This window comes from Roseateles sp., assembly GCF_965229315.1.
Taxonomy (GTDB): Bacteria; Pseudomonadota; Gammaproteobacteria; order Burkholderiales; family Burkholderiaceae_C; genus Pelomonas.
Genome location: NZ_CBDDJA010000002.1, coordinates 1,530,956 through 1,549,674, shown reverse-complemented (window position 1 = coordinate 1,549,674; position 18,719 = coordinate 1,530,956). Strand labels below are relative to the sequence as shown.

Genomic DNA, 18,719 nt, shown 5'->3' with positions numbered 1-18,719 from the left:
GCGCCAGGGTGGCGCCACCCCCGCCGGCGGTCAGCCCATGCGCAGCACGCGCGCGGCTTCCTCCAGCCGCGCGTCCTCGATCTCGCGCAGCACGCCGGACAAGTCCACCGCACCGGGCTTGTGCTCGTAGCGGCCGGTCAGCGGCATGTCCGGCACCAGCAGGCCGGCCGCGTACAGCGACCAGATCTCCGGCCCGTACTGCGTGGACCGCAGGGCCGGCGCGTACTGGCCGAAGAAGTTGCGCAGGTTGTCCACGTCGCGCAGCAGCATGCGCGGCGCGTGGTTGTTGCCGGCAGCGTCCACGGCCTGCGGCAGATCGATGATGACCGGGCCGTCCGCCGCCAGCAGCACGTTGAACTCGGACAGGTCGCCGTGGATGACGCCGGCGCAAAGCATGCGCACCACCTCGCCGATCAACGTCGCGTGGTGCTGGCGCGCCTCGGCCTCGGTGAAGCTCAGGTCGTTCAGGCGCGGTGCGGCGTCGCCATGGGCGTCGGCCACCAGCTCCATCAGCAGCACGCCTTCATGGAAGTTGTCGGGCCGCGGCACGCGCACGCCGGCCGCGGCCAGGCGGTACAGCGCATCGACCTCGGCGCTCTGCCACGCCGCCTCCTGCTGCTGGCGGCCGTAGGCGGTGCGCTTGGTCATCGCGCGCGCCTGACGGCTGTTGCGGACCTTGCGGTTCTCGGTGTAGTCCACCGCCTGGCGGAAGCCCCGCTTGTTGGCCTCCTTGTAGACCTTGGCAGCGCAGGTGTCGTCGCCCACGCGCACGACGTAGACGTCGGCCTCCTTGCCGCTCTTGAGCTGCCGCACGACGCTGTCGATCAGGCCTTCGTCCATCAATGCCTGCAGGCGCGCGGGTGCTTTCATGCCGCCATTGTCGGCGAGGCGGCCTGCCGTCAGGCGCGGGTGAGGCCGGGCAACCGGGCCGACAGCGGCGGCATGCCGCTCGCGCCGCCCACCAGGCGCTGGTCGTGGCGGTAATCGTCGTTCGTGTCGACGCGCCAGTCGCGTCCGAACTCGCTTGCCAACGCACGGGCCACCTCATCGAAGCGCCAGGCCTCGCCGGCATTGCTGTCCAGGTGGTGCACGCCGGGCAAAGGCCGCTCGATGAGCGTCAGCAGCGCCGCGGCCGTGTCGGTCATGAACGAGCAGGCCGGCGTCCACGCGCGGCTCGCTGCCACGCGGCCGTCGCGCCGCTGCTGGTCGTCCAGCGCCATCAGCATGTTGTTGCCCGGCCGGCTCGGGTCGATCTGCCAGCCGATGCGGGCGATGACGGGCCGCTCGCTGGCCAGCAGCACCGCGTCTTCGCAGTCGATCTTGTAGCGGCCGTAGTCGTCGCGGGCCGTGCGCGCGTCGGCCACGTCGTGCGGGCCGCCCGGCGCGGCGTCGAACACCATCGCCGTGCTGGTGAACAGGAAGTTGGGGCAACGCGATGCCAGCCAGCCGGCGAAGCGCGCCGACCCCATGCCCAGGTGGGCGACGGCGTCCACCGACTGCGCGGACAGCCACGCGGCCGACACGCCCTCGTCGTCCGGGTCCACCGCGTGGCGATCCCAGCCGATGACGGTGTGGCCCGCCGACCGCGCGGCCTCGGCCAGCCGGGGCGCCAGCGTGCCGTTCAGGCCGGTGATGAGGATCTTCATGCCGCCGCGCTTGCCAGCACCTGCCAGCCCCAGGGCTTGAGCACCCGGCCCTGCCAGGTCTGCGCGACTGCGGACAGGTTGACCGCCACGCGCACCACGTCGGGCCCGAGCCGGCGCTCGAAGGCGACCACGTCGGCGGGGCCGTCCAGCAGCGTGACCGGCGCGCCGTACTGGCCCGCGGCCAGCGCCGGGTGACTGTGCTTGAGCGCCGCGAGGCCGGCGTAGAAGTCGGCCAGCTCGTGGGTCTTCCAGGCGATGGGGTCCTTCTCGAAGAACGCCAGCCGCTGCGTCAGCCGCGACTCCTGGCCGTTGTAGATCAGCGGCATGCCGGGCAGCGTGAACGTCAGCACGGCCAGGGCCTGGTAGGCATCGCCGTACAGCTCGGCATCGGTGCCGTGCCAGGAGTTGAAATCGTGGTTGGCCGTGAAGCGCATGCGGTAGGCCTGCGGCGGGTAGCCGGCCGGCTGCTTGGCGAGCCAGGCCTTGAGCAACGGCGCACCCGGCTCGCCCTTGCCGATCTTCTTGAAGACCTGGTCCGCCAGGTCCCACGAGTAGGTCATGTCGAACGCGCCGCTGGTGTGCAGTTCGATGGCGTCGGACTCGGCCAGCATGAACAGGGGCTTGACCGCGTCCAGCGCCTGGCGGGCGCGCACCCAGAAGTCGGTGGGCACCAGGCGGGCCACGTCACAGCGAAAGCCGTCCAGGCCCACCTCGCGCACCCAGAACGCCATCGCGTCGATCATCGCGGTGCGCAGCGCGTCGCTCTTGTAGTCCAGCGCGACGACGTCGTCCCAGTGCTCCTCGCCGGGCTGGCCTTCGTTGAACGTCACGGCATAGACCTCGCCCCGGGCGTTGAGCTTGTACCAGTCCTTGTGCGCCGTGGCCCAGGGATGGTCCCAGGCCGTGTGGTTGGCCACCCAGTCGAGGATGACCTTGAAACCCAGCCGGTGCGCCTCGGCCACCAAGGCCCGGGCGTCGGCCAGCGTGCCGAACTCGGGGTTGACGGCCGTGTAGTCGCTGATCGAGTAGTAGCTGCCCAGCGTGCCCTTGCGGTTGAGCCGGCCGATGGGCTGGATGGGCATCAGCCACAGGATGTCCACGCCCATGCGGCGCAGCCGCGGCAGTTGCGCCTGCACGGCCTTGAGCGTGCCTTCGGCCGAGAACTGGCGCACGTTGACCTGGTAGAGGACGGCCTGGCGGCTCCAGGACGTGTGGGGCATGTCGGCGGCGAAGCTCATGGCGGGCAAGGCCAGCGACGAGGTGGCGGCCAGCAGGGTGCGGCGTCGCAACGGCAAGCGCATGGGAGGGCCTGTGGAAAGTCGGTTGCCGCGCAGTGGCGGAAGCGGCGCCGCGCCCGGCCCTCAGGTCGAGCGGCAGTGCTGGGCGATGTAGGCGGCGTGGTCTGGCATGACGGCGACACATTTCGCGATGACCTCGCGCACGCTTTCGAGGTAGGCCTGCGTGGCGTCGTCGGACTGCAGCTCGACCATGGGATGCCAGCGCCTCGGGCGCAGGTTCTGGCCTTCCATGACCTGCAGCCAGCCGACTTCGCTGAACAGCTCGTTGTTGAAGCGCACGATGCGGCCGTGGCTCTGGAACAGCCGGATCTTCTCCGCCAGCGTGGCCGGCACGTCCATGTGCGCGCACTGCCGCCAGAACTCGGAATCCTCGCGCTGGTTCAGGTGGTAGTGCAGGATGACGAAGTCGCGCACGCTTTCGACGTTGAAACGCGCCTGGCGGTTGAACTCGTCGATGTCCGCGGGCTCGAAGCCGCGGTCGGGGAAGAAGTCGATCAGCTGCTGGATGGCGGACTGGATCAGGTGGATGCTGGTCGATTCCAGCGGTTCCAGGAAGCCGCTGGACAGGCCGATGGCCACCACGTTGCGGTTCCAGGCCAGGCGGCGCATGCCGGTCTTGAACCGGATCATGCGCGGCTCCGCCAGTGCGGCGCCGTCGAGGTTGGCCATCAGCACAGCCGCTGCCTCGTCGTCGCTCATGTGGGCGCTGCTGTAGACGTGGCCGTTGCCGGTGCGGTGCTGCAGCGGGATGCGCCACTGCCAGCCCGCGCGGTGCGCGGTCGAGCGCGTGTAGGGCGTCAGCGGCCCGGCGGATTCGCAGGGCACGGCCCACGCCCGGTCGCAGGGCAGCCAGTGCGTCCAGTCCTCGTAGCCGGTCTGCAGCGCCTGCTCGATCAGCAGGCCGCGAAAACCCGAGCAGTCGATGAACAGGTCGCCGTCGATGCGTTGCCCGCCGTCGAGCACGACGGCCTCGACATGGCCGGCCTGCGGCCCTTCGGCGCGCAGCACGGTGTCGATGATGCGCCCCTCGACGCGCACGACACCCAGCGCTTCGCTGCGCCGGCGCAGATAGCGGGCATAGAGGCTGGCGTCGAAGTGGTAGGCGTAGGTGATCTCGCCGAGCGGCGAATCCTCGATGTCGTGGCGCGGCGGCATGAAGCGGTTGGCCTTGCCCGCCATGCGCGCGATGGAGTAGGCCTCCAGCGGCGCGGCGCGGCCCAGCGCGCGCATGCGCAGCCAGTACTGCTCGAAGCCCACCGGCCACAGCTCGCGGCCGATGCGACCGAACCCGTGCATGTAGCGGTCGCCCAGGCGGCCCCAGTTCACGAACTCGATGCCGAGCTTGAAGCTGCCATGCGTCTCGCGCAGGAACTCGTCCTCGTCGATGCCCAGCAGCTGGTTGAAGCGCTGGATCATCGGGATCGTCGCCTCGCCGACGCCCACGGTGCCGATCTCGTCCGACTCGACGACGCTGATGCGGTAGCGGCCCTTCAGCACGGTGGCCAGGGCCGCCGCCGTCATCCAGCCTGCGGTGCCGCCACCGACGATGGTCACGTTGTTCAGGGGCGAGGCGTGCACAGGATGGGGTCCGTCAGCGGATGGTCATGCGAGCGGCCGGCAGGGTGCCCTGCCGGCCTCGGCGGCGATTATTGCCAGTTGTAGACCGCCGTGTCGGCGGTGCCCGTCGAACTCGACGGCGAGGTGAAGACGCGGTTGCTGCCGCCTTCCCACACCACCGTGCCGTTGGCGTCCTTCTTGATGAACTTGAACTCGAACTGCGTGGCCTTGGGGACGCTGACGGGCAGGAACCACTGCGGATAGTTCGGGTTCATCATCACCTCGGAGGCCTTGGCCGGGTCCCACGAACCGAGTTCGGGGATGCTGCCGACGACGTAGACGTTCTGCCCCACGGTCGTCGCCGCATTGACCTTGAAGATGACCTGGACCTGGTCGCCCGACAGCACCTCGTAGCGGAAGGTGTTGCTGGTGTTGGCACCCTTCTGCACGGTGATGTTCAACACGCCGGGCACGGCGGTCGCGGGCACGGTGGTCTCGATGAGCGTGTCGCTCGCCGACACGACGCTGGCCGTTGCGGTGCCGAACTTCACGGTGGGCGTGCCGCCCAGGCCGGTGCCGTAGACATAGACCGTGTTGCCGGCACGGCCCGAGGTGGAGGCGACGTCGCCGATGCGCGGGAGGGTGGTGCCCAGCGACGGGTTGTAGGACCAGACGCTGACGGCACCGCCGCCCAGCACGAAGCTGGCGATCTGCCCGCCGCTGACGGTGGCCGTGCCGCCGGACAGCGTGCCGGTCAGCACGTCGCTGTAGCTGCCGCCGGGCAGCGTCGTGGCCAGCACCGGCACCGTGTAGCTGGTGCTCGGATGCCGGTTGACCGCGACGACGACCTGCTTGTCATAGAACTTGCGCGAGAAGACCAGCACGTCGTTGTTGGAGTACAGCACCGACGTTTCGCCATAGGCCAGCGCCTCGTTGGACGCACGCAGCGCGGCGAGCTTCTTGATGGTCTGGTAGGCCGTCGTCGTCTGGCTGAAGGCGGGTGCCGCCACCTGCATGAAGCCGCGCCCGGCGATGTCGCTGGCGTTGACCGACGACATGTACTGCTCGGTGCCGTAGTAGATGTTGGGCGTGCCGCGCGCCGTCATCAGCGTGGCGATGGCGGCGTGGAAGGGCTTGTCGTTCGGCTGGACGTAGCGAAAGCGCGTGACGTCGTGGTTGTCCAGGAAGGTGACGGCCTGGTTCTCGTAGATGTAGTCCGCCGAGGTCTGCAACATCATGTTGCCGAACTGGGTCATGGTCTCGCTGAAGTTGCCGAAGGCGTTGGTGCTGGCGCGGTAGTACTCGAAGTCCAGGTTGTTGACGCCGGTGCGGTCGGGGAAGGTGCGGTACTCGTCGTACTTGGGGTCGGGCCGGCCGATGAAGAACTCGCCGAAGTGGGCCAGCGGGCCGCCCGCCGCCGAGTCGATGGCGTCCTTCAGGCCTTTGACGAAGGCCGGGTTCATGTGCAGCGTCGCGTCATGGCGGAAACCGTCCACGCCCAGCGCCTTCCAGAACGCGGCGGCCTTCTCCAGGTGCGCGACGACGTTGGTGTTCTCCTGCGAGAAGTCGGCCAGCGAGCCCAGTTCCTTGTGGCGGAAACCGAAGCGGCTGCTGTCGCTGCCGCGGTCGCCCAGGCCGTGGAACCAGCCGTTGACGTCGTTGTTCGGGTCGGCCAGCAGGTTCTCGACCGCCGACGAGCCGGAGCAGTTGTAGGGCTCGCCGCCCGCGTCGAAGCAGTAGTTGCCGCTGCCGTCCTTGTCGGGCTCGTAGAGCTTGCCGTCCTCGGCGACGAAGCCGGCCGTCGGGTTCTGCCAGCGGCTGGTGTGGTTGGTGACGAAGTCGATGACCAGCTTCATGCCCTGGGCATGCAGCGCATCCCGCAAGGCCTTGAACTTGGCGAGGTTGCCGAAGTGCTTGTTGGTCGCGAAGTAGTTGCGGACGTGGTAGCCGTGGAAGCTCGTCCAGCGGTCGATGCCGCCGCCGGGCTGGTAGTCCAGGATGGCCGTGTCGCGGTTGGCGTAAGGCGCGGAGATCCAGACCGCCGTGACACCCATGTTCTTCAGGTAGGGGATCTTGTCGATGATGCCCTGCCAGTCGCCGCCCTGGTAGAGCTTCAGGTCGGCGCCGGTGCCGTCGTACAGCGTCGGGTCGAAGCCGCTGGGCACGTTGTTGCTGGTGTCACCGTCGGCAAAGCGGTCGGTGATGATCTGGTAGACCACGTCCTTGGGCGTCACCGGCCCCAGCGCACCGCTGGCCGTGACCGCGTCGGCCGGCTGCGCCAGCGCGAAGGCGATGCAGGAACTCAGGGCCAGCACACGGCCCCAGCTTGCGGGCGTGCGCCGCGAGAGATTGAAAACGCTCAGATCCATGTCCAGCTCCTGTCGGTTGGGTTGACGAGAGAACGGCTGCGCGGCTCATCCGCGCTGCGGTAGAGATACGTTGGGGGGCGGGAAGACAGGGCACCCGAGGCTTCACGAGCCCCGGGTGCCGGGGATGGACTCAGAGCTTGTAGCTCAGGCCCAGCAGGTACGACTTGCCGAACTTCTTGCGGTCCGTGGTCTGGCCGTTGGACGCGTCGTAGTACGAGAACCAGGGGTTGGTCATGTTGCTGCCCTGGGCCATCAGCGACAGGCCCTTGAGCCAGCCGCTGCTGAACTCGTAGGACGTCTGGAAGTCGACGCCGGTCGAGCCCTTGATGTAGACGAGCTGGTTGCGGTCCTGGTAGTCGTTGATCGAGCCCAGGTAGTCCGAACGCTTGCGCGCGGCGACGGCGATCTGGAAGCCGTACTTCTCGTAGTAGAAGCGCAGGTTGGTGACCTGCTTGGACAGGCCGGGCAGCGGGATCTTGGTCGTCTTGACGTTCTGCGTCGCGAAGCCCGAGGCGTCCAGCTCGACCGCGCTGTCGGTGTAGGAGTAGTTCACCGCCACGCCGAAGCCGTCCAGCCAGTTCGTGGCCAGCGACAGCGGCACGTTCACCGCCAGCTCCGCGCCACGGATGGAGCCGCCCGAGCCGTTCACCGGCTGCGTGAACACGCCCACGGTGCTGCCGCCCGGCGGCAGCGTCGTGCTGGGCGTCACGTAGGGCTTGAAGTCGAACGGCTGGCCCACGTTCAGGATGTAGGTCTTCAGGTTCTTGTAGAAGCCGGCAGCGCTGAGGTAGCCCTTGTTGCCGAAGTACTTCTCATAGGACAGGTCCAGCGCATCGGCGCGGAACGGCTCCAGCTTCGGGTTGCCGCCGGTGGCGTTCAGTCGCTGCGGGCTGATGTCCGTCTTCAGCGACAGCTCCAGCGACGTCTTCATGTCTTCCATGTTCGGCCGGGCCAGCACGCGGCCCAGGCCGAAACGCAGCAGGCTGTCGTTGGTCAGCTGCGTGGTCAGGTTCAGGTTGGGCAGGAAGTCGTTGTAGCTGTGGCCGTCGGCCATGCCGATGTAGGAGCAGCTCTTGGTGGCCTCCACGCAGGTGGCCTGGTCGACGCGAAAGCCTGTCGACCGTTGCTGCGTGTGCTGGATCTGCAGGCCAATGTTGCCGCGCACGTCCAGGCCCGCGATCTTGCCGTCGATGTCGCCCTTGATGTAGGCGGTGCCCACCTTCTCGGACACGCCCCAGCTCTTGCTGGCAATGTCCAGCACGGTCCACGGGATCAGCGTGTAGACGGAGCCGAGCGAGCCGGCCGGGTTCCAGTTCAGCGTCGGAATGCCGGTCAGGCCGCCCACGCCCACGGTCGGGTTGGGGATGTCGGCAAAGGCCAGGCGGTCCTTCAACGTCCCGTCGGCATTCAGTGCGCTCTTGACGGCCAGCGCGCCTTCGACGGCCACGCGGTCCTTCGTGCGGCGGGTGAAGTTGCCGCCCACCTCGACGGCCGCCACCGGCCCCCAGGACACGTCGGTCTTGCCCGACAGGCGCGCGGCCTTGATCTTGTCCTTGGTCGTGGGGTTGGCGTAGAAGCCATCCTGCACGCCCGTGGCACCGGCCCAGCCCTGCACGTCGGTCAGCTTGATGAGCTTGGGGTCGGCGTAGTTCAGGCCGCTGGTGTACTTCACGTCGGCCAGGTTGGAGCCGTCGAAGCCGGAGAAGCTGATCGTGTCCGCGTTGTTGACCGTGTTGCCCGGCAGGCCGGCCGTCGTCTCGTAGCGCACCGAGTGCTTGTCGACGCCCGAGTACGACAGGTCAGCCTTCAGCGTCCAGGCGCCCGCATTCAGCCGGTTGTTCCAGCCGATGGACTTCAGTTCGTCGGTGTAGTCCTCGTTGTGGTTGCGGATGACGCCCTTCCAGTTCGTGAACGTGCCCGACGTCGCGATGCCGTTGGACACCGTCGCGTTGATCAGTGTGCCGCCCTGGTCGTTCGCGCCGGCGGACAGGCCGCCCAGCGGGCCTTCGAGGCCGCGCTTCTTGACCGAGAAGTCGCCCTTGGAATAGAAGATGTCGGCGATGGACTCGAAGTCCTTGTTCGGCCGGAACTGCAGCACCGCCATCGCGCCCTTGCGGTCGAAGTCGGTCGTCTCGATGTCCGTCGTGAAGCCGCCGGGCGTCTTCACGGTGCCGCCGTTGTAGGGCACGTCCGCCACCCAGCCGCCCCAGGTGTTGAAGTTCGGACGGCCGCCGCCGTTGGACTTGTGTTTGGTGATGCCCAGCGCCACGCCGAAGGTGCGGTCGGCGAACTGGTCGACGTACGAGAACGCCGCGCGGTCGCCGCTGCCCGTCGTGAAGCCCGGCAGGTTCTCGGCCTTGGTGTTGTGTTCCTTGCGGTAGTTCACCGCCATCGTGCGCGTGGCGAAGTTCAGCGGCCGCACCATCTGCAGGTCGATGGTCGAAGACAGGCCCTGGCCCACCAGCGACGCGTCCGGCGTCTTGTAGATGACGATGCCGCCCAGCAGTTCTGCCGGGTACTGGTCGAACTCGACGCCGCGGCCGGTGCCGGTGGACGCTTGCTCGCGGCCATTCAGCAGGCCGCCGTTGAAGTCCGGCGACATGCCGCGCACGCTGACCTGCTGGGCACGGCCGGTGACGGGGCTCAACTGGATGGCCACGCCGGGCAGGCGCGACACGGACTCCGCCACGCTGGCGTCAGGCAGCTTGCCGATGTCCTCCGCCGAGATCGCCTCGACGATGGAGTCGCTGTTCTTCTTCACCGAGATCGCGGCCTCGATGCCCTTGCGGATGCCGGTGACGGTCACCGTCTCGAGTTGCTGCGCCTGTTGCGCCTGTTGCGCCAGCGCGCCCGCAGACACGATCAGCAGCGTGCAGCCCACCGCCACCGGGCTGATGCGGAACTCGCGCGCAGCGGCGCGCTTGCCCTTGTTCATGGTCATGTTTGTCTCCTCTGTCTCATTGGAAAACGGCCTGCCCTCAAGCCGGTCGCCAGCGTTGTTGGCGCTCGTCTCAGGGGCTAGAACCCAACGTCTCAGAGGTGTTTGTATCAAAACTAGATTTATCAGCATCCCTGCGTAAACCCTAGACGTTGCAGCAAAGCGACCTGGTTTCAGGCCAATACCAAGGGTTTGCCAGTATTTAACCGACATCAAGGCGCCGGAGCGTCGCTATCGACACTACAAAACACCGCCAATTTGTAGCTCAACTACACATCAATGCGCCGGCTTCCCGATCCGATGACCGAATGCGCGATGGGCAAGGCTGCGCCCTCCGCCGGGAGGCGGGGCTGAGCAAGGTTCAGCGGGCATGGCGCGGGCCGCAGCCCGCCGCGCGTCAGGCGTCGGCCTGGTCCAGCGCCTGGGCCGCGCCGGCCAGGGCGGCCAGCGTGTCGGTGATGAGGGCCGTGGGGATGCCGGCCAGATAGGACTGGAAGCGCCCCTTGGCCTCGAAGCGGCGGCGGAACGCCGACTGGAAGAAGCGCTCCCCCAGCCGCGGCACGATGCCGCCGCCGATGAACACGCCACCACGCGCACCCAGGGTCAGCGCCACGTTGCCGGCAAAGCCGCCCAGCAGCGCGCAGAACAGGTCCAGCGTGCGCACGCAGGCCGGCGATTCGCCGCCGAGGCCGCGCGCCACGATCTGCTCGGTCGACAGGGCCGACACGTCTTCGCCCTGCCCCATGACGGCTGCGACGGCGCGGCACATCACCGGCAGGCCGATGCCCGACAGGAAACGCTCGGCCGATACATGCGGGAAGGCCTGGCGCGCCTCGCCCAGCACGGCGCTCTCGAAGTCGTCGGCCGGCGCCAGCGTCATGTGCCCGCCCTCGCCCGGCAGCGCCAGCCAGCGGTCGCCCGCACGCACGACACCGGCCACGCCCAGCCCCGTGCCCGGGCCGATGACGGCCAGCACGGTCCCTGTCGGCACGGGGCCGCCGAGGTCGGGCGCCGCGGCCCAGGGGCGCAGTTGCGCGCCGCTCAAGCGCGGCAGCGACAAGGCCAGCGCCTCGAAGTCATTCAGGCACAGCAGCGTCTGCAGGCCCAGTTCGGCCTGCGTGCGGGCACGCGAGAAGTTCCATGCGCCGTTGGTCAGTTCGATCTGGTCGCCATCCAGCGCCGTGGCCAGCGCGAAGGCTGCGCTCTTCGGCGCCGGATGCGCCGGGTCCTGACCGGTCAGGTAGGCCTTCACCGCAGCCGCCGGGCCGGCATGCCCGGCCACCGGCAGCACGCGCACATCCGCCACCGGCGCGCCGGGGCCGGCCACCGTGCCGAAACGGGCATTGGTGCCGCCGATGTCGGCCACCAGCCAGGGATAGGCGGCGCTCATGCCCCCACTCCCGCAACGGTGGGCAGGAGCACGCAAAAGGACAGAAGGCAGGCAAAGACAGGCACGGGCTGGGCAGGTGAAATTTCGGTCGCGGCGGACGGTAGCAAAACTACACCCCCCCGACAATAGACGCTCACCCGGACCGTCAGCTGCCGGCCAGCCAGCCGCGCCAACGCCGCCATTTTCTCTGCAGAAAACCGGTGATCGCAGGGGTGTAGTGAAGCTACACCCGGCCGGCTCGTCCCACTGGCGTTCTGTGGCTCCGTGCCTGCCGATAATCCTCGTCCATCCTGCCGCCTGGTTCATTGCCCATGCCCCGCTTCGACAGCCCCCGCCTGCTTGCCGACATCGGCGGTACCTACGCCCGCTTCGCGCTGGAGACCGGCCCCGGCGAGTTCACGCAGATGGCCTCGCTGCGCTGCGCCGACCATGCCGACTTCCACGCCGCCGTGCAGGCCTACCTGCAGGGGCTGACCTGGCAGGACGGTGGCGCGCAGCAGATCGCCCACGCGGCCATCGCCATCGCCAACCCGGTCGAGGGCGACCAGGTGCGCATGACCAACTACCACTGGCAGTTCTCCATCGACGAAATGCGCCAGCGCCTGGGGCTGGATACGCTGGTCGTCGTCAATGACTTCACCGCGCTGGCGATGGCCCTGCCCCGCCTGGCCGAGGCCGACGTGCGCCAGGTCGGCGGCGGCCAGGCGCGCCGGCCCAGCGTCATCGGCCTGCTGGGCGCCGGCACGGGCCTGGGCGTGTCGGGGCTGATCCCGGCCGGCGAAGGCTGGATCGCGCTGGGCACCGAGGGCGGCCACACCAACTTCGGCCCGCGCGACGAACGCGAGCTGGACCTGCTGCGCTACGCCTGGAAGAGCCTGGACCACGTCTCCTACGAGCGCCTGGTGTCGGGCCCCGGGCTGGAGCTGATCTACCGCGCGCTCGCCGACCGCCACGGCATGCAGGTCACGCCGCTGCTGGCGCCCGCCATCACCCAGCGTGCGCTGGACGATGGCGACCCGCTTTGCCTGGAGACGCTGGACGTCTTCTGCGGCCTGCTGGGCACCACCGCCGCCAACCTGGCCGTGACGCTGGGGTCGCTGGGCGGCATCTACATCGGCGGCGGCATCGTGCCGCGCCTGGGCGAGTACTTCGACCGCAGCCCTTTTCGCGCGCGCTTCGAGGACAAGGGGCGCTTCAGCGACTACGTCTCGGCCATCCCCACCTTCGTCATCACGGCCGAGCACGCCACCTTCAAGGGCGCCTCGTCCATCCTCGAGAACCAGCTGCGCAACCTGCAGGCCTCGCCCGGCTCGGCCATCCTGGGCCAGATCCGCCGTGCGCGCAGCGAGCTGTCGCCCGCCGAGCTGCGCGTGGCCGACCTGGTGCTGGCGCAGCCGCGCTCGGTGCTGAACGACCCCATCGTCGAGATCGCGCGCGCGGCCGGCGTCAGCCAGCCCACGGTCATCCGCTTCTGCCGGTCGCTGGGCTGCGAGGGCCTGTCGGACTTCAAGCTGCGCCTGGCGTCGGGCCTGACCGGCACGGTGCCCATCACGCACACGCAGGTGACGACGAACGACTCCATGCTGGAGCTGGGTGCGAAGGTGCTGGGCAACACGGCCAGCGCCATCCTGCAGGTGCGCAGCCACCTGAACCGCGACACCATCGCCCGCGCCGTCGAGATGCTGATCGCCGCCGGCCGGGTGGAGTTCTTCGCGCTGGGCCACTACAGCGTCGTCGCGCTGGACGCGCAGTTCAAGTTTCTGCGCTTCGGCATGCCGTGCGGCGCCTACACCGACCCGCGCCTGCAGCTGCTGGCGGCCGACGTGCTGCGCGCGGGCGACGTCGCGGTCGTCATCAGCAGCGGCGGCCGGCTGCCCGAGCTGCTGCAGGTGGTGGAAAAGGCCCAGGAGCGCGGCGCCAAGGTCATCGCCATCACCGCCAGCCAGAGCCCGCTGGCCAAGAAGGCCGACGCCGCGCTGATCGTCGACCACATCGAGGACGTGGCCACCCACCTGCCCATGGTCAGCCGCATCCTGGCGCTGCTGGTCATCGACATCCTGGCCGTGGGCATCGCCATGCGGCGCAACCCCGAGAGCGTCGCCGCGCTGAGCGTGGTCGCCGCCGTGGACGACGAAGACGCCAAGCCCGCACGCGGCGCCCGCACGGCGGCGCCCGGCATCAGCCTGGCCTCGCCGCTGTCGCGGCTGACCTCGCACAGCCGGTGACGCGGCGGGCGGGCGAGAAGCTGCGCGTGCTGTTCGTCTGCAGCCGCAACCAGTGGCGCAGCCCGACGGCCGAGCAGGTGTTCCGCCGCCACCCGGCGCTTGCCGTGCGTTCGGCCGGCACCAGTGCCAGCGCAAGGCGCCGCGTGGGCGAGGCCGACCTGGCCTGGGCCGATGTCGTCATCGCGATGGAAAACCGGCACAAGGCGCGTCTGCTGCAGGACCATGCCGGGGCGCTGGCGGGCAAGCCACTGCATGTGCTCGACATCCCGGACGACTACCGCTTCATGGACCCGGCGCTGGTCGAGCTGCTGGAGGCGGCCGTGCCGCCGCTGCTGGGCCTGGGCTGAGGCCTCGGCCGCTCAGCGGCACACGTCCGAGCCCTGGTCGAACACGATCTCCCAGCCGCCGGCCGGCTTGCGCCGCCACACGGACTGGAAGCGCGCGACGAGCTTGCCGTCGGCGTCGGTCACCGGCCCGCTGCTCTGCGCGAGGTCGCCGCTGGGCAGCACGACGACGAGGTCCGGCGCCCACGCGAACGGCGCTTTCGGGCCGTCGAAGAACTTCTGCCACGCGGCCATCACCGCGTCCGGCCCGCGCAGCAGCGTCTTGCCGTTGATGAAAATCGCGTCGCGCGCGAGAAAGCGCTTGAACCCCGTCGCGTCGCGATGCTTCATGCGCGCCGCGAACGCCATCTCGATGGCCGTGACCTCAGAGACTCGGCGGTTGATGTCATCCTCCGCCGGCCAGCTCTCGGCAGACGCATGCGCCGCAGCGGGCAGGCTGGCGGCGGCAAGCAAGGCGTGGCGGCGCGTGGTCATGACGGTCTCCTGTGGCGAGACCGCCAGCATGCCGGGCCGCCCCGGCCTTGCCACAAGTCACCGGGTCGTCAGAACGCCGCGATGCCCGTCTGCGCCCGGCCCAGGATCAGCGCATGGATGTCGTGCGTGCCCTCGTAGGTGTTCACCACTTCCAGGTTGACGAGGTGGCGGGCGATGCCGAACTCGTCCGAGATGCCGTTGCCGCCCAGCATGTCGCGCGCCGTGCGGGCGATGTCCAGGCTCTTGCCGCAGGAGTTGCGCTTCATGATGGACGTGATCTCGACGGCCGCCGTGCCCTCGTCCTTCATGCGGCCCAGGCGCAGGCAGCCCTGCAGGCCCAGCGTGATCTCGGTCTGCATGTCGGCCAGCTTCTTTTGCACGAGCTGGTTGGCCGCCAGCGGCTTGCCGAACTGCTGGCGGTCCAGCACATACTGGCGGGCCGTGTGCCAACAGTCTTCGGCCGCGCCCAAAGCGCCCCAGGCGATGCCGTAGCGGGCTGAATTCAAGCAGGTGAACGGACCCTTCAGGCCACGCACGTCGGGGAAGGCGTTCTCCTCCGGGCAGAACACCTTGTCCATGACGATCTCGCCGGTGATGGACGCGCGCAGTCCCACCTTGCCGTGGATGGCCGGCGCGCCCAGGCCGACGGCGCCCTTCTCCAGCACGAAGCCGCGGATGGCGCCGTCGTCGTCCTTGGCCCAGACGACGAACACGTCGGCGATGGGGCTGTTGGTGATCCACATCTTGCTGCCCGTCAGCTCGTAGCCGCCCGCCACCTTGCGGGCGCGGGTGATCATGGAACCCGGGTCGGAGCCGTGGTTGGGTTCGGTCAGGCCGAAGCAGCCGATCCACTCGCCGCTGGCCAGCTTGGGCAGGTACTTCTGCTTCGTCGCCTCGTTGCCGAACTCGAAGATCGGCACCATGACGAGCGACGACTGCACGCTCATCATCGAGCGGTAGCCGGAGTCCACGCGCTCCACCTCGCGGGCAATCAGCCCGTAGCTGACGTAGTTCAGGCCGGCGCCGCCGTACTCGGCCGGGATGGTCGGCCCCAGCAGCCCCAGCTCGCCCATCTCGCGGAAGATCGTCGCGTCGGTCTGCTCGTGGCGGAACGCCTCCAGCACGCGCGGGCGCAGCCGGTCGTTGCAGTAGGCCGCCGCCGCGTCGCGCACCATGCGCTCGTCGTCGCCGAGCTGCTCGTTGAGCAGCAGCGGGTCATCCCAGTGAAAGCTCGCCTTGTGGGCCATGGTGTCTCCTGAATGCGCAAGCGCCCGGCAGGAAGCGACGGGCGCGGATGACCACGAGTGTTGCACCGCCTGCCGATTCGTGTCCAATTCAAGAAACGACTTCGACGATTCGCCATGCCTATCGAAACCACCCGTGCAGCGATGGAGTTCCGCCACCTGCGCTACTTCCTCGCGCTGGCCGAGGAACTGCACTACGGCCGGGCCGCACAGCGCCTGGCCATGTCGCAGCCCCCTCTGTCGGTGGCCATCCAGCAGTTGGAGGCCAGCGTCGGCGCCCGGCTGTTCGACCGCGACAGCAAGGGCGTGCGCCTCACGCCCGCGGGTGCCGCGTTTCGCGCCAGCGCCCAGGGCCTGCTGGACCGCGCCGAGGACGCCTGCGCGCTGGCCCGCGAGGTGCAGGCCGGCGAGGTGGGACGCCTCAGGCTGGGTTTCGTCGGCTCCACGCTGTTCAACGGGCTCTCGGGCTGGCTGCAGGCCTTCCAGGCCGGCCACCCCAAGGTCGAGGTGGTCGTCGTGGAGCTGAACTCGCAGGACCAGATCGACGCACTGATCGGCGAGGAACTGGACCTCGGCCTCATCCACACCGACCGCCTGCCGCCGGCCCTGGTGTCGGTGCCGCTCTACAGCGAACCCTTCGTCGCCTGCCTGCCGGCCAGCCATCCGCTCGCGGCGTTGCAAGCCATCCCGCTCGCGAGCCTGAGCGACCAACCCTTCATCCTCTTCTCCCGCAAGGGCTCGCCGGACTACCACGCCCGCATCGTCGAGATCTGCCGAGAACACGGCTTCTACCCGCGGCTGCAGCACGAGGGCCGGCACTGGCTGTCGGTCGTGTCGCTGGTGGCGCAGGGGCTGGGCGTGTCCATCGTGCCGGCGGCGTTCGAGCGCGCGGGCGTCCAGGGCGCGATGTTCAGGCCTCTGGCCGAGCGAATCGCCGATTCGGCCGTGTTCGCGACGTGGAAAAGCGGCTCGGCGGGCGTGCTCAGGCACAGCTTCCTGGCGGCCCGGCCCGCGGGGTGACCGTCGCCGCGTGGCCTGATCCGGCGTCAATGCGCAGCCCGACGCCTGGCCTGGACCGACCGCGCCTCAATGACCGCCGCGGTCCCACGCCGCCAGCAGCGCATCCACCGCCTCGTACGCCACCGGCTTCACGAGGTGATGGTCAAAGCCCGCCTCGGCGGACAGGCGCCGGTCCTCGGCCCGGCCCCATCCGCTGGTCGCGATCATCAGCACGCCACGCCCCCACGCCGCCTCACGCACCTGGCGGCACAGCGCGTGGCCGTCGAGGCCCGGCATGGCGATGTCCACCAGCATCACCTGCGGCTCGAACGCCTGCGCGATCACCCATGCCTCGGCGCCGTTCATCGCCGTGCGAACCTGGTGGTGGCTGAGCTCGAGCAGCAACCCCAGGCTGGCGGCGGCGTCCGCGTTGTCGTCGGCCACCAGCACGCGCAGGCCCGAGGCCGCGAGCGCGGCAGGCCCCGCCTGTGCCACGGCCGGTGACGGCAGCGCCAGCTCGGCCAGCGGCAACCGCACGACGAACTCGCTGCCCTGCCCCACGCCCTCGCTGCGGGCCTCGACGCTGCCGCCGTGCCGCTCCACCAACTGCCGCACCAGCGTGAGGCCGATGCCCAGTCCGCCGCCCACGTGCGCATGCGAGCGCTGCACCTGGGTGAACATGTCGAACACGCGGTCCAGCATGTCCCCCGGGATGCCGATGCCGTCGTCGCGCACCGACAGCGCGGCCATCGCGCCCTCGCACCGCAGAGTCACCGCAACATGGCCGCCGCGCGGCGTGAACTTGGCCGCATTGCTGATCAGGTTGGACAGCACCTGGATGAGCCGCGTTTCATCGGCATCGACGATGCAGTCGTGATCGGGCAGATGCGCGGTCAGCCGCTGACCCGCCTGTTCCACCACCGGCCGGCTCGTCTCCAGCGACTGCTGCACGACGCCGATCAACGACAGCGGCATGCGCTTGAGTTCGACGATGCCGCGCGTCAGCCGGGACAGGTCCAGCAGGTCGTCAATGAGCCGCACCATCTGCACGACCTGGCGATCGATGATGTCGCGGCTGGATGCCAGGATGCGCTCATCGTGCCTGCCGTGGCGCTGCAGCGCCAGCGCGTTGCGGATGGCCGCCAGCGGGTTGCGCAGCTCGTGCGCCAGCGTGGCCAGGAACTCGTCCTTGGCGCGGTTGGACGCGGCCAGCGCATGCGACAGCTCGCGGTACCTCGCCTCGTTCGCCCGCAGCGCGGCATCGGCCACCTCGCGGTCCGTCACATCGGCGCCCTCCACGAAGATGCCTGTCACGTGGCCATCGGCACCTTTGATCGGCTGGTACACGAAGTCCACGTAGCGCTCCGTCATGGGCAAGCCCGGGCGTGCCTGCGAAATGAACTTCGCGCCGCGGGCGATGTAGGCCTCGCCCGTCTCGTACACGCGGTCCAGCAGCGCGCCGTAACCCTGCGCCACGGCGTCCGGCATCGCTTCGGCCAGCGTCTTGCCGACCACCTGGCGGTTCACCAGCTTCAGGTAGCTGGGGTTGGCGATCTCGAACCGGTGCTGGGGGCCACTGAGCAGCGTCATGAAGGTCGGCGCCTGCTCGAAGAGCTGCCCCAGCTGGTCGCGCTCCGCGGTCATGCGCTGGTTCGCCAGCACCTGCGCGGTCGTCTCGGTGCACACCACCAGCACGCCACCGATGCCGTTGGGCGCGTCCTCGTCGTCAATGGGGCTGTAGCTGTAGGTCCAGTACACGTCTTCGCGCCGGCCGTGGCGTGTGATCGGCACCAACTGGTTCACGTGCCATGTCGCGCCGCGGCCTTCGCGCACCTGCTCGATCTGTGGGCCGATGATGGGCCAGATCTCTTCCCACACCTCACGCGCCGGCCGGCCCAGCGAGCCCGGGTGGCGCTCCGGGCCGATGGACTCGCGGTAGGCATCGTTATAGAGGCAGGCGCCATCCGGTCCCCACCAGATGTACATCGGGTGCCCCGTGTTCAGCATCAGCCGCACCATCGTGCGCAGCGGCTGCGGCCAGGTCTGCGGCGGGCCGATGGACGAGCTGGCCCAGTCGTGGCTGCGCATCAGGGCGCCCATTTCACCGCCCCCGAGGAGAAAGGCCGGCGGCGAAGGGAGGTTGGGGCGAGCGGCTGGCATGTCCATGCGGGAATCGGCGTGTGGCCGATTGTGAATTGACTGCTGATGGCCGTACCCGCCTTGACGCCGGCAAGC

Annotated in this window: 13 protein-coding genes; 3 read left to right on the top strand and 10 right to left on the bottom strand. The window is 69.1% G+C overall.

All coding sequences use genetic code 11. The features are described 5' to 3' along the window. Positions 1-30: 30 nt before the first annotated feature. The 7 genes from ACO07H_RS11925 to glk all read right to left on the bottom strand — a co-directional run bounded on the left by ACO07H_RS11925 (position 31) and on the right by glk (position 11,198). On the bottom strand, positions 31-870 hold the full coding sequence (locus tag ACO07H_RS11925) for a PA4780 family RIO1-like protein kinase (RefSeq protein ID WP_422014340.1): 840 nt from the start codon (positions 868-870) through the stop codon (positions 31-33). Between the two features lie 29 nt (positions 871-899). Then, complete coding sequence (locus ACO07H_RS11920) at positions 900-1,646, bottom strand: sugar nucleotide-binding protein (protein WP_422014338.1); 747 nt, start codon at positions 1,644-1,646, stop codon at positions 900-902. Continuing rightward, a complete protein-coding gene (locus tag ACO07H_RS11915; RefSeq protein ID WP_422014336.1) occupies positions 1,643-2,935 on the bottom strand; it encodes an alpha-amylase family glycosyl hydrolase in 1,293 nt (430 codons plus the stop codon). The genes ACO07H_RS11920 and ACO07H_RS11915 overlap by 4 nt, the downstream gene beginning before the upstream one ends. Before the next feature lie 72 nt (positions 2,936-3,007). Continuing rightward, complete coding sequence (locus ACO07H_RS11910; protein ID WP_422014334.1) at positions 3,008-4,522, bottom strand: tryptophan halogenase family protein; 1,515 nt, start codon at positions 4,520-4,522, stop codon at positions 3,008-3,010. Between the two features lie 68 nt (positions 4,523-4,590). Further along, positions 4,591-6,870 (bottom strand): alpha-amylase family glycosyl hydrolase, encoded by a 2,280-nt coding sequence (locus ACO07H_RS11905; RefSeq protein ID WP_422014332.1) that lies wholly within the window; start codon positions 6,868-6,870, stop codon positions 4,591-4,593. Between the two features lie 130 nt (positions 6,871-7,000). Continuing rightward, positions 7,001-9,811 carry a TonB-dependent receptor gene (locus ACO07H_RS11900; RefSeq protein WP_422014330.1) on the bottom strand — a complete coding sequence of 937 codons (2,811 nt, stop codon included), beginning with the start codon at positions 9,809-9,811 and terminating at the stop codon, positions 7,001-7,003. 394 nt (positions 9,812-10,205) lie between these two features. Then, on the bottom strand, positions 10,206-11,198 hold the full coding sequence (gene glk, locus ACO07H_RS11895; RefSeq protein WP_422014328.1) for a glucokinase: 993 nt from the start codon (positions 11,196-11,198) through the stop codon (positions 10,206-10,208). Positions 11,199-11,509: 311 nt separating this feature from the next. On the opposite strand from glk, the gene ACO07H_RS11890 reads away from it, so the two are divergent. Further along, the gene (locus tag ACO07H_RS11890; RefSeq protein ID WP_422014326.1) at positions 11,510-13,423 is read left to right on the top strand and encodes a glucokinase; all 1,914 of its coding nucleotides are present in this window, start codon (positions 11,510-11,512) and stop codon (positions 13,421-13,423) included. Between the two features lie 26 nt (positions 13,424-13,449). Further along, positions 13,450-13,770: a low molecular weight protein tyrosine phosphatase family protein gene (locus tag ACO07H_RS11885; protein ID WP_422014324.1), complete on the top strand. Its 321-nt coding sequence runs from the start codon at positions 13,450-13,452 to the stop codon at positions 13,768-13,770. A gap of 12 nt (positions 13,771-13,782) precedes the next feature. On the opposite strand, the gene ACO07H_RS11880 is transcribed toward ACO07H_RS11885, so the two are convergent. Continuing rightward, positions 13,783-14,241 carry a YybH family protein gene (locus ACO07H_RS11880; RefSeq protein WP_422014322.1) on the bottom strand — a complete coding sequence of 153 codons (459 nt, stop codon included), beginning with the start codon at positions 14,239-14,241 and terminating at the stop codon, positions 13,783-13,785. A gap of 68 nt (positions 14,242-14,309) precedes the next feature. Next, complete coding sequence (locus tag ACO07H_RS11875; protein ID WP_422014320.1) at positions 14,310-15,488, bottom strand: acyl-CoA dehydrogenase; 1,179 nt, start codon at positions 15,486-15,488, stop codon at positions 14,310-14,312. Positions 15,489-15,602: 114 nt separating this feature from the next. On the opposite strand from ACO07H_RS11875, the gene ACO07H_RS11870 reads away from it, so the two are divergent. Continuing rightward, positions 15,603-16,505 (top strand): LysR family transcriptional regulator, encoded by a 903-nt coding sequence (locus ACO07H_RS11870; RefSeq protein ID WP_422014318.1) that lies wholly within the window; start codon positions 15,603-15,605, stop codon positions 16,503-16,505. Between the two features lie 66 nt (positions 16,506-16,571). Here the strand turns inward: ACO07H_RS11870 and ACO07H_RS11865 are convergent, their stop codons facing one another. Continuing rightward, on the bottom strand, positions 16,572-18,572 hold the full coding sequence (locus ACO07H_RS11865; RefSeq protein ID WP_422014316.1) for an ATP-binding protein: 2,001 nt from the start codon (positions 18,570-18,572) through the stop codon (positions 16,572-16,574). Positions 18,573-18,719: the final 147 nt, after the last annotated feature.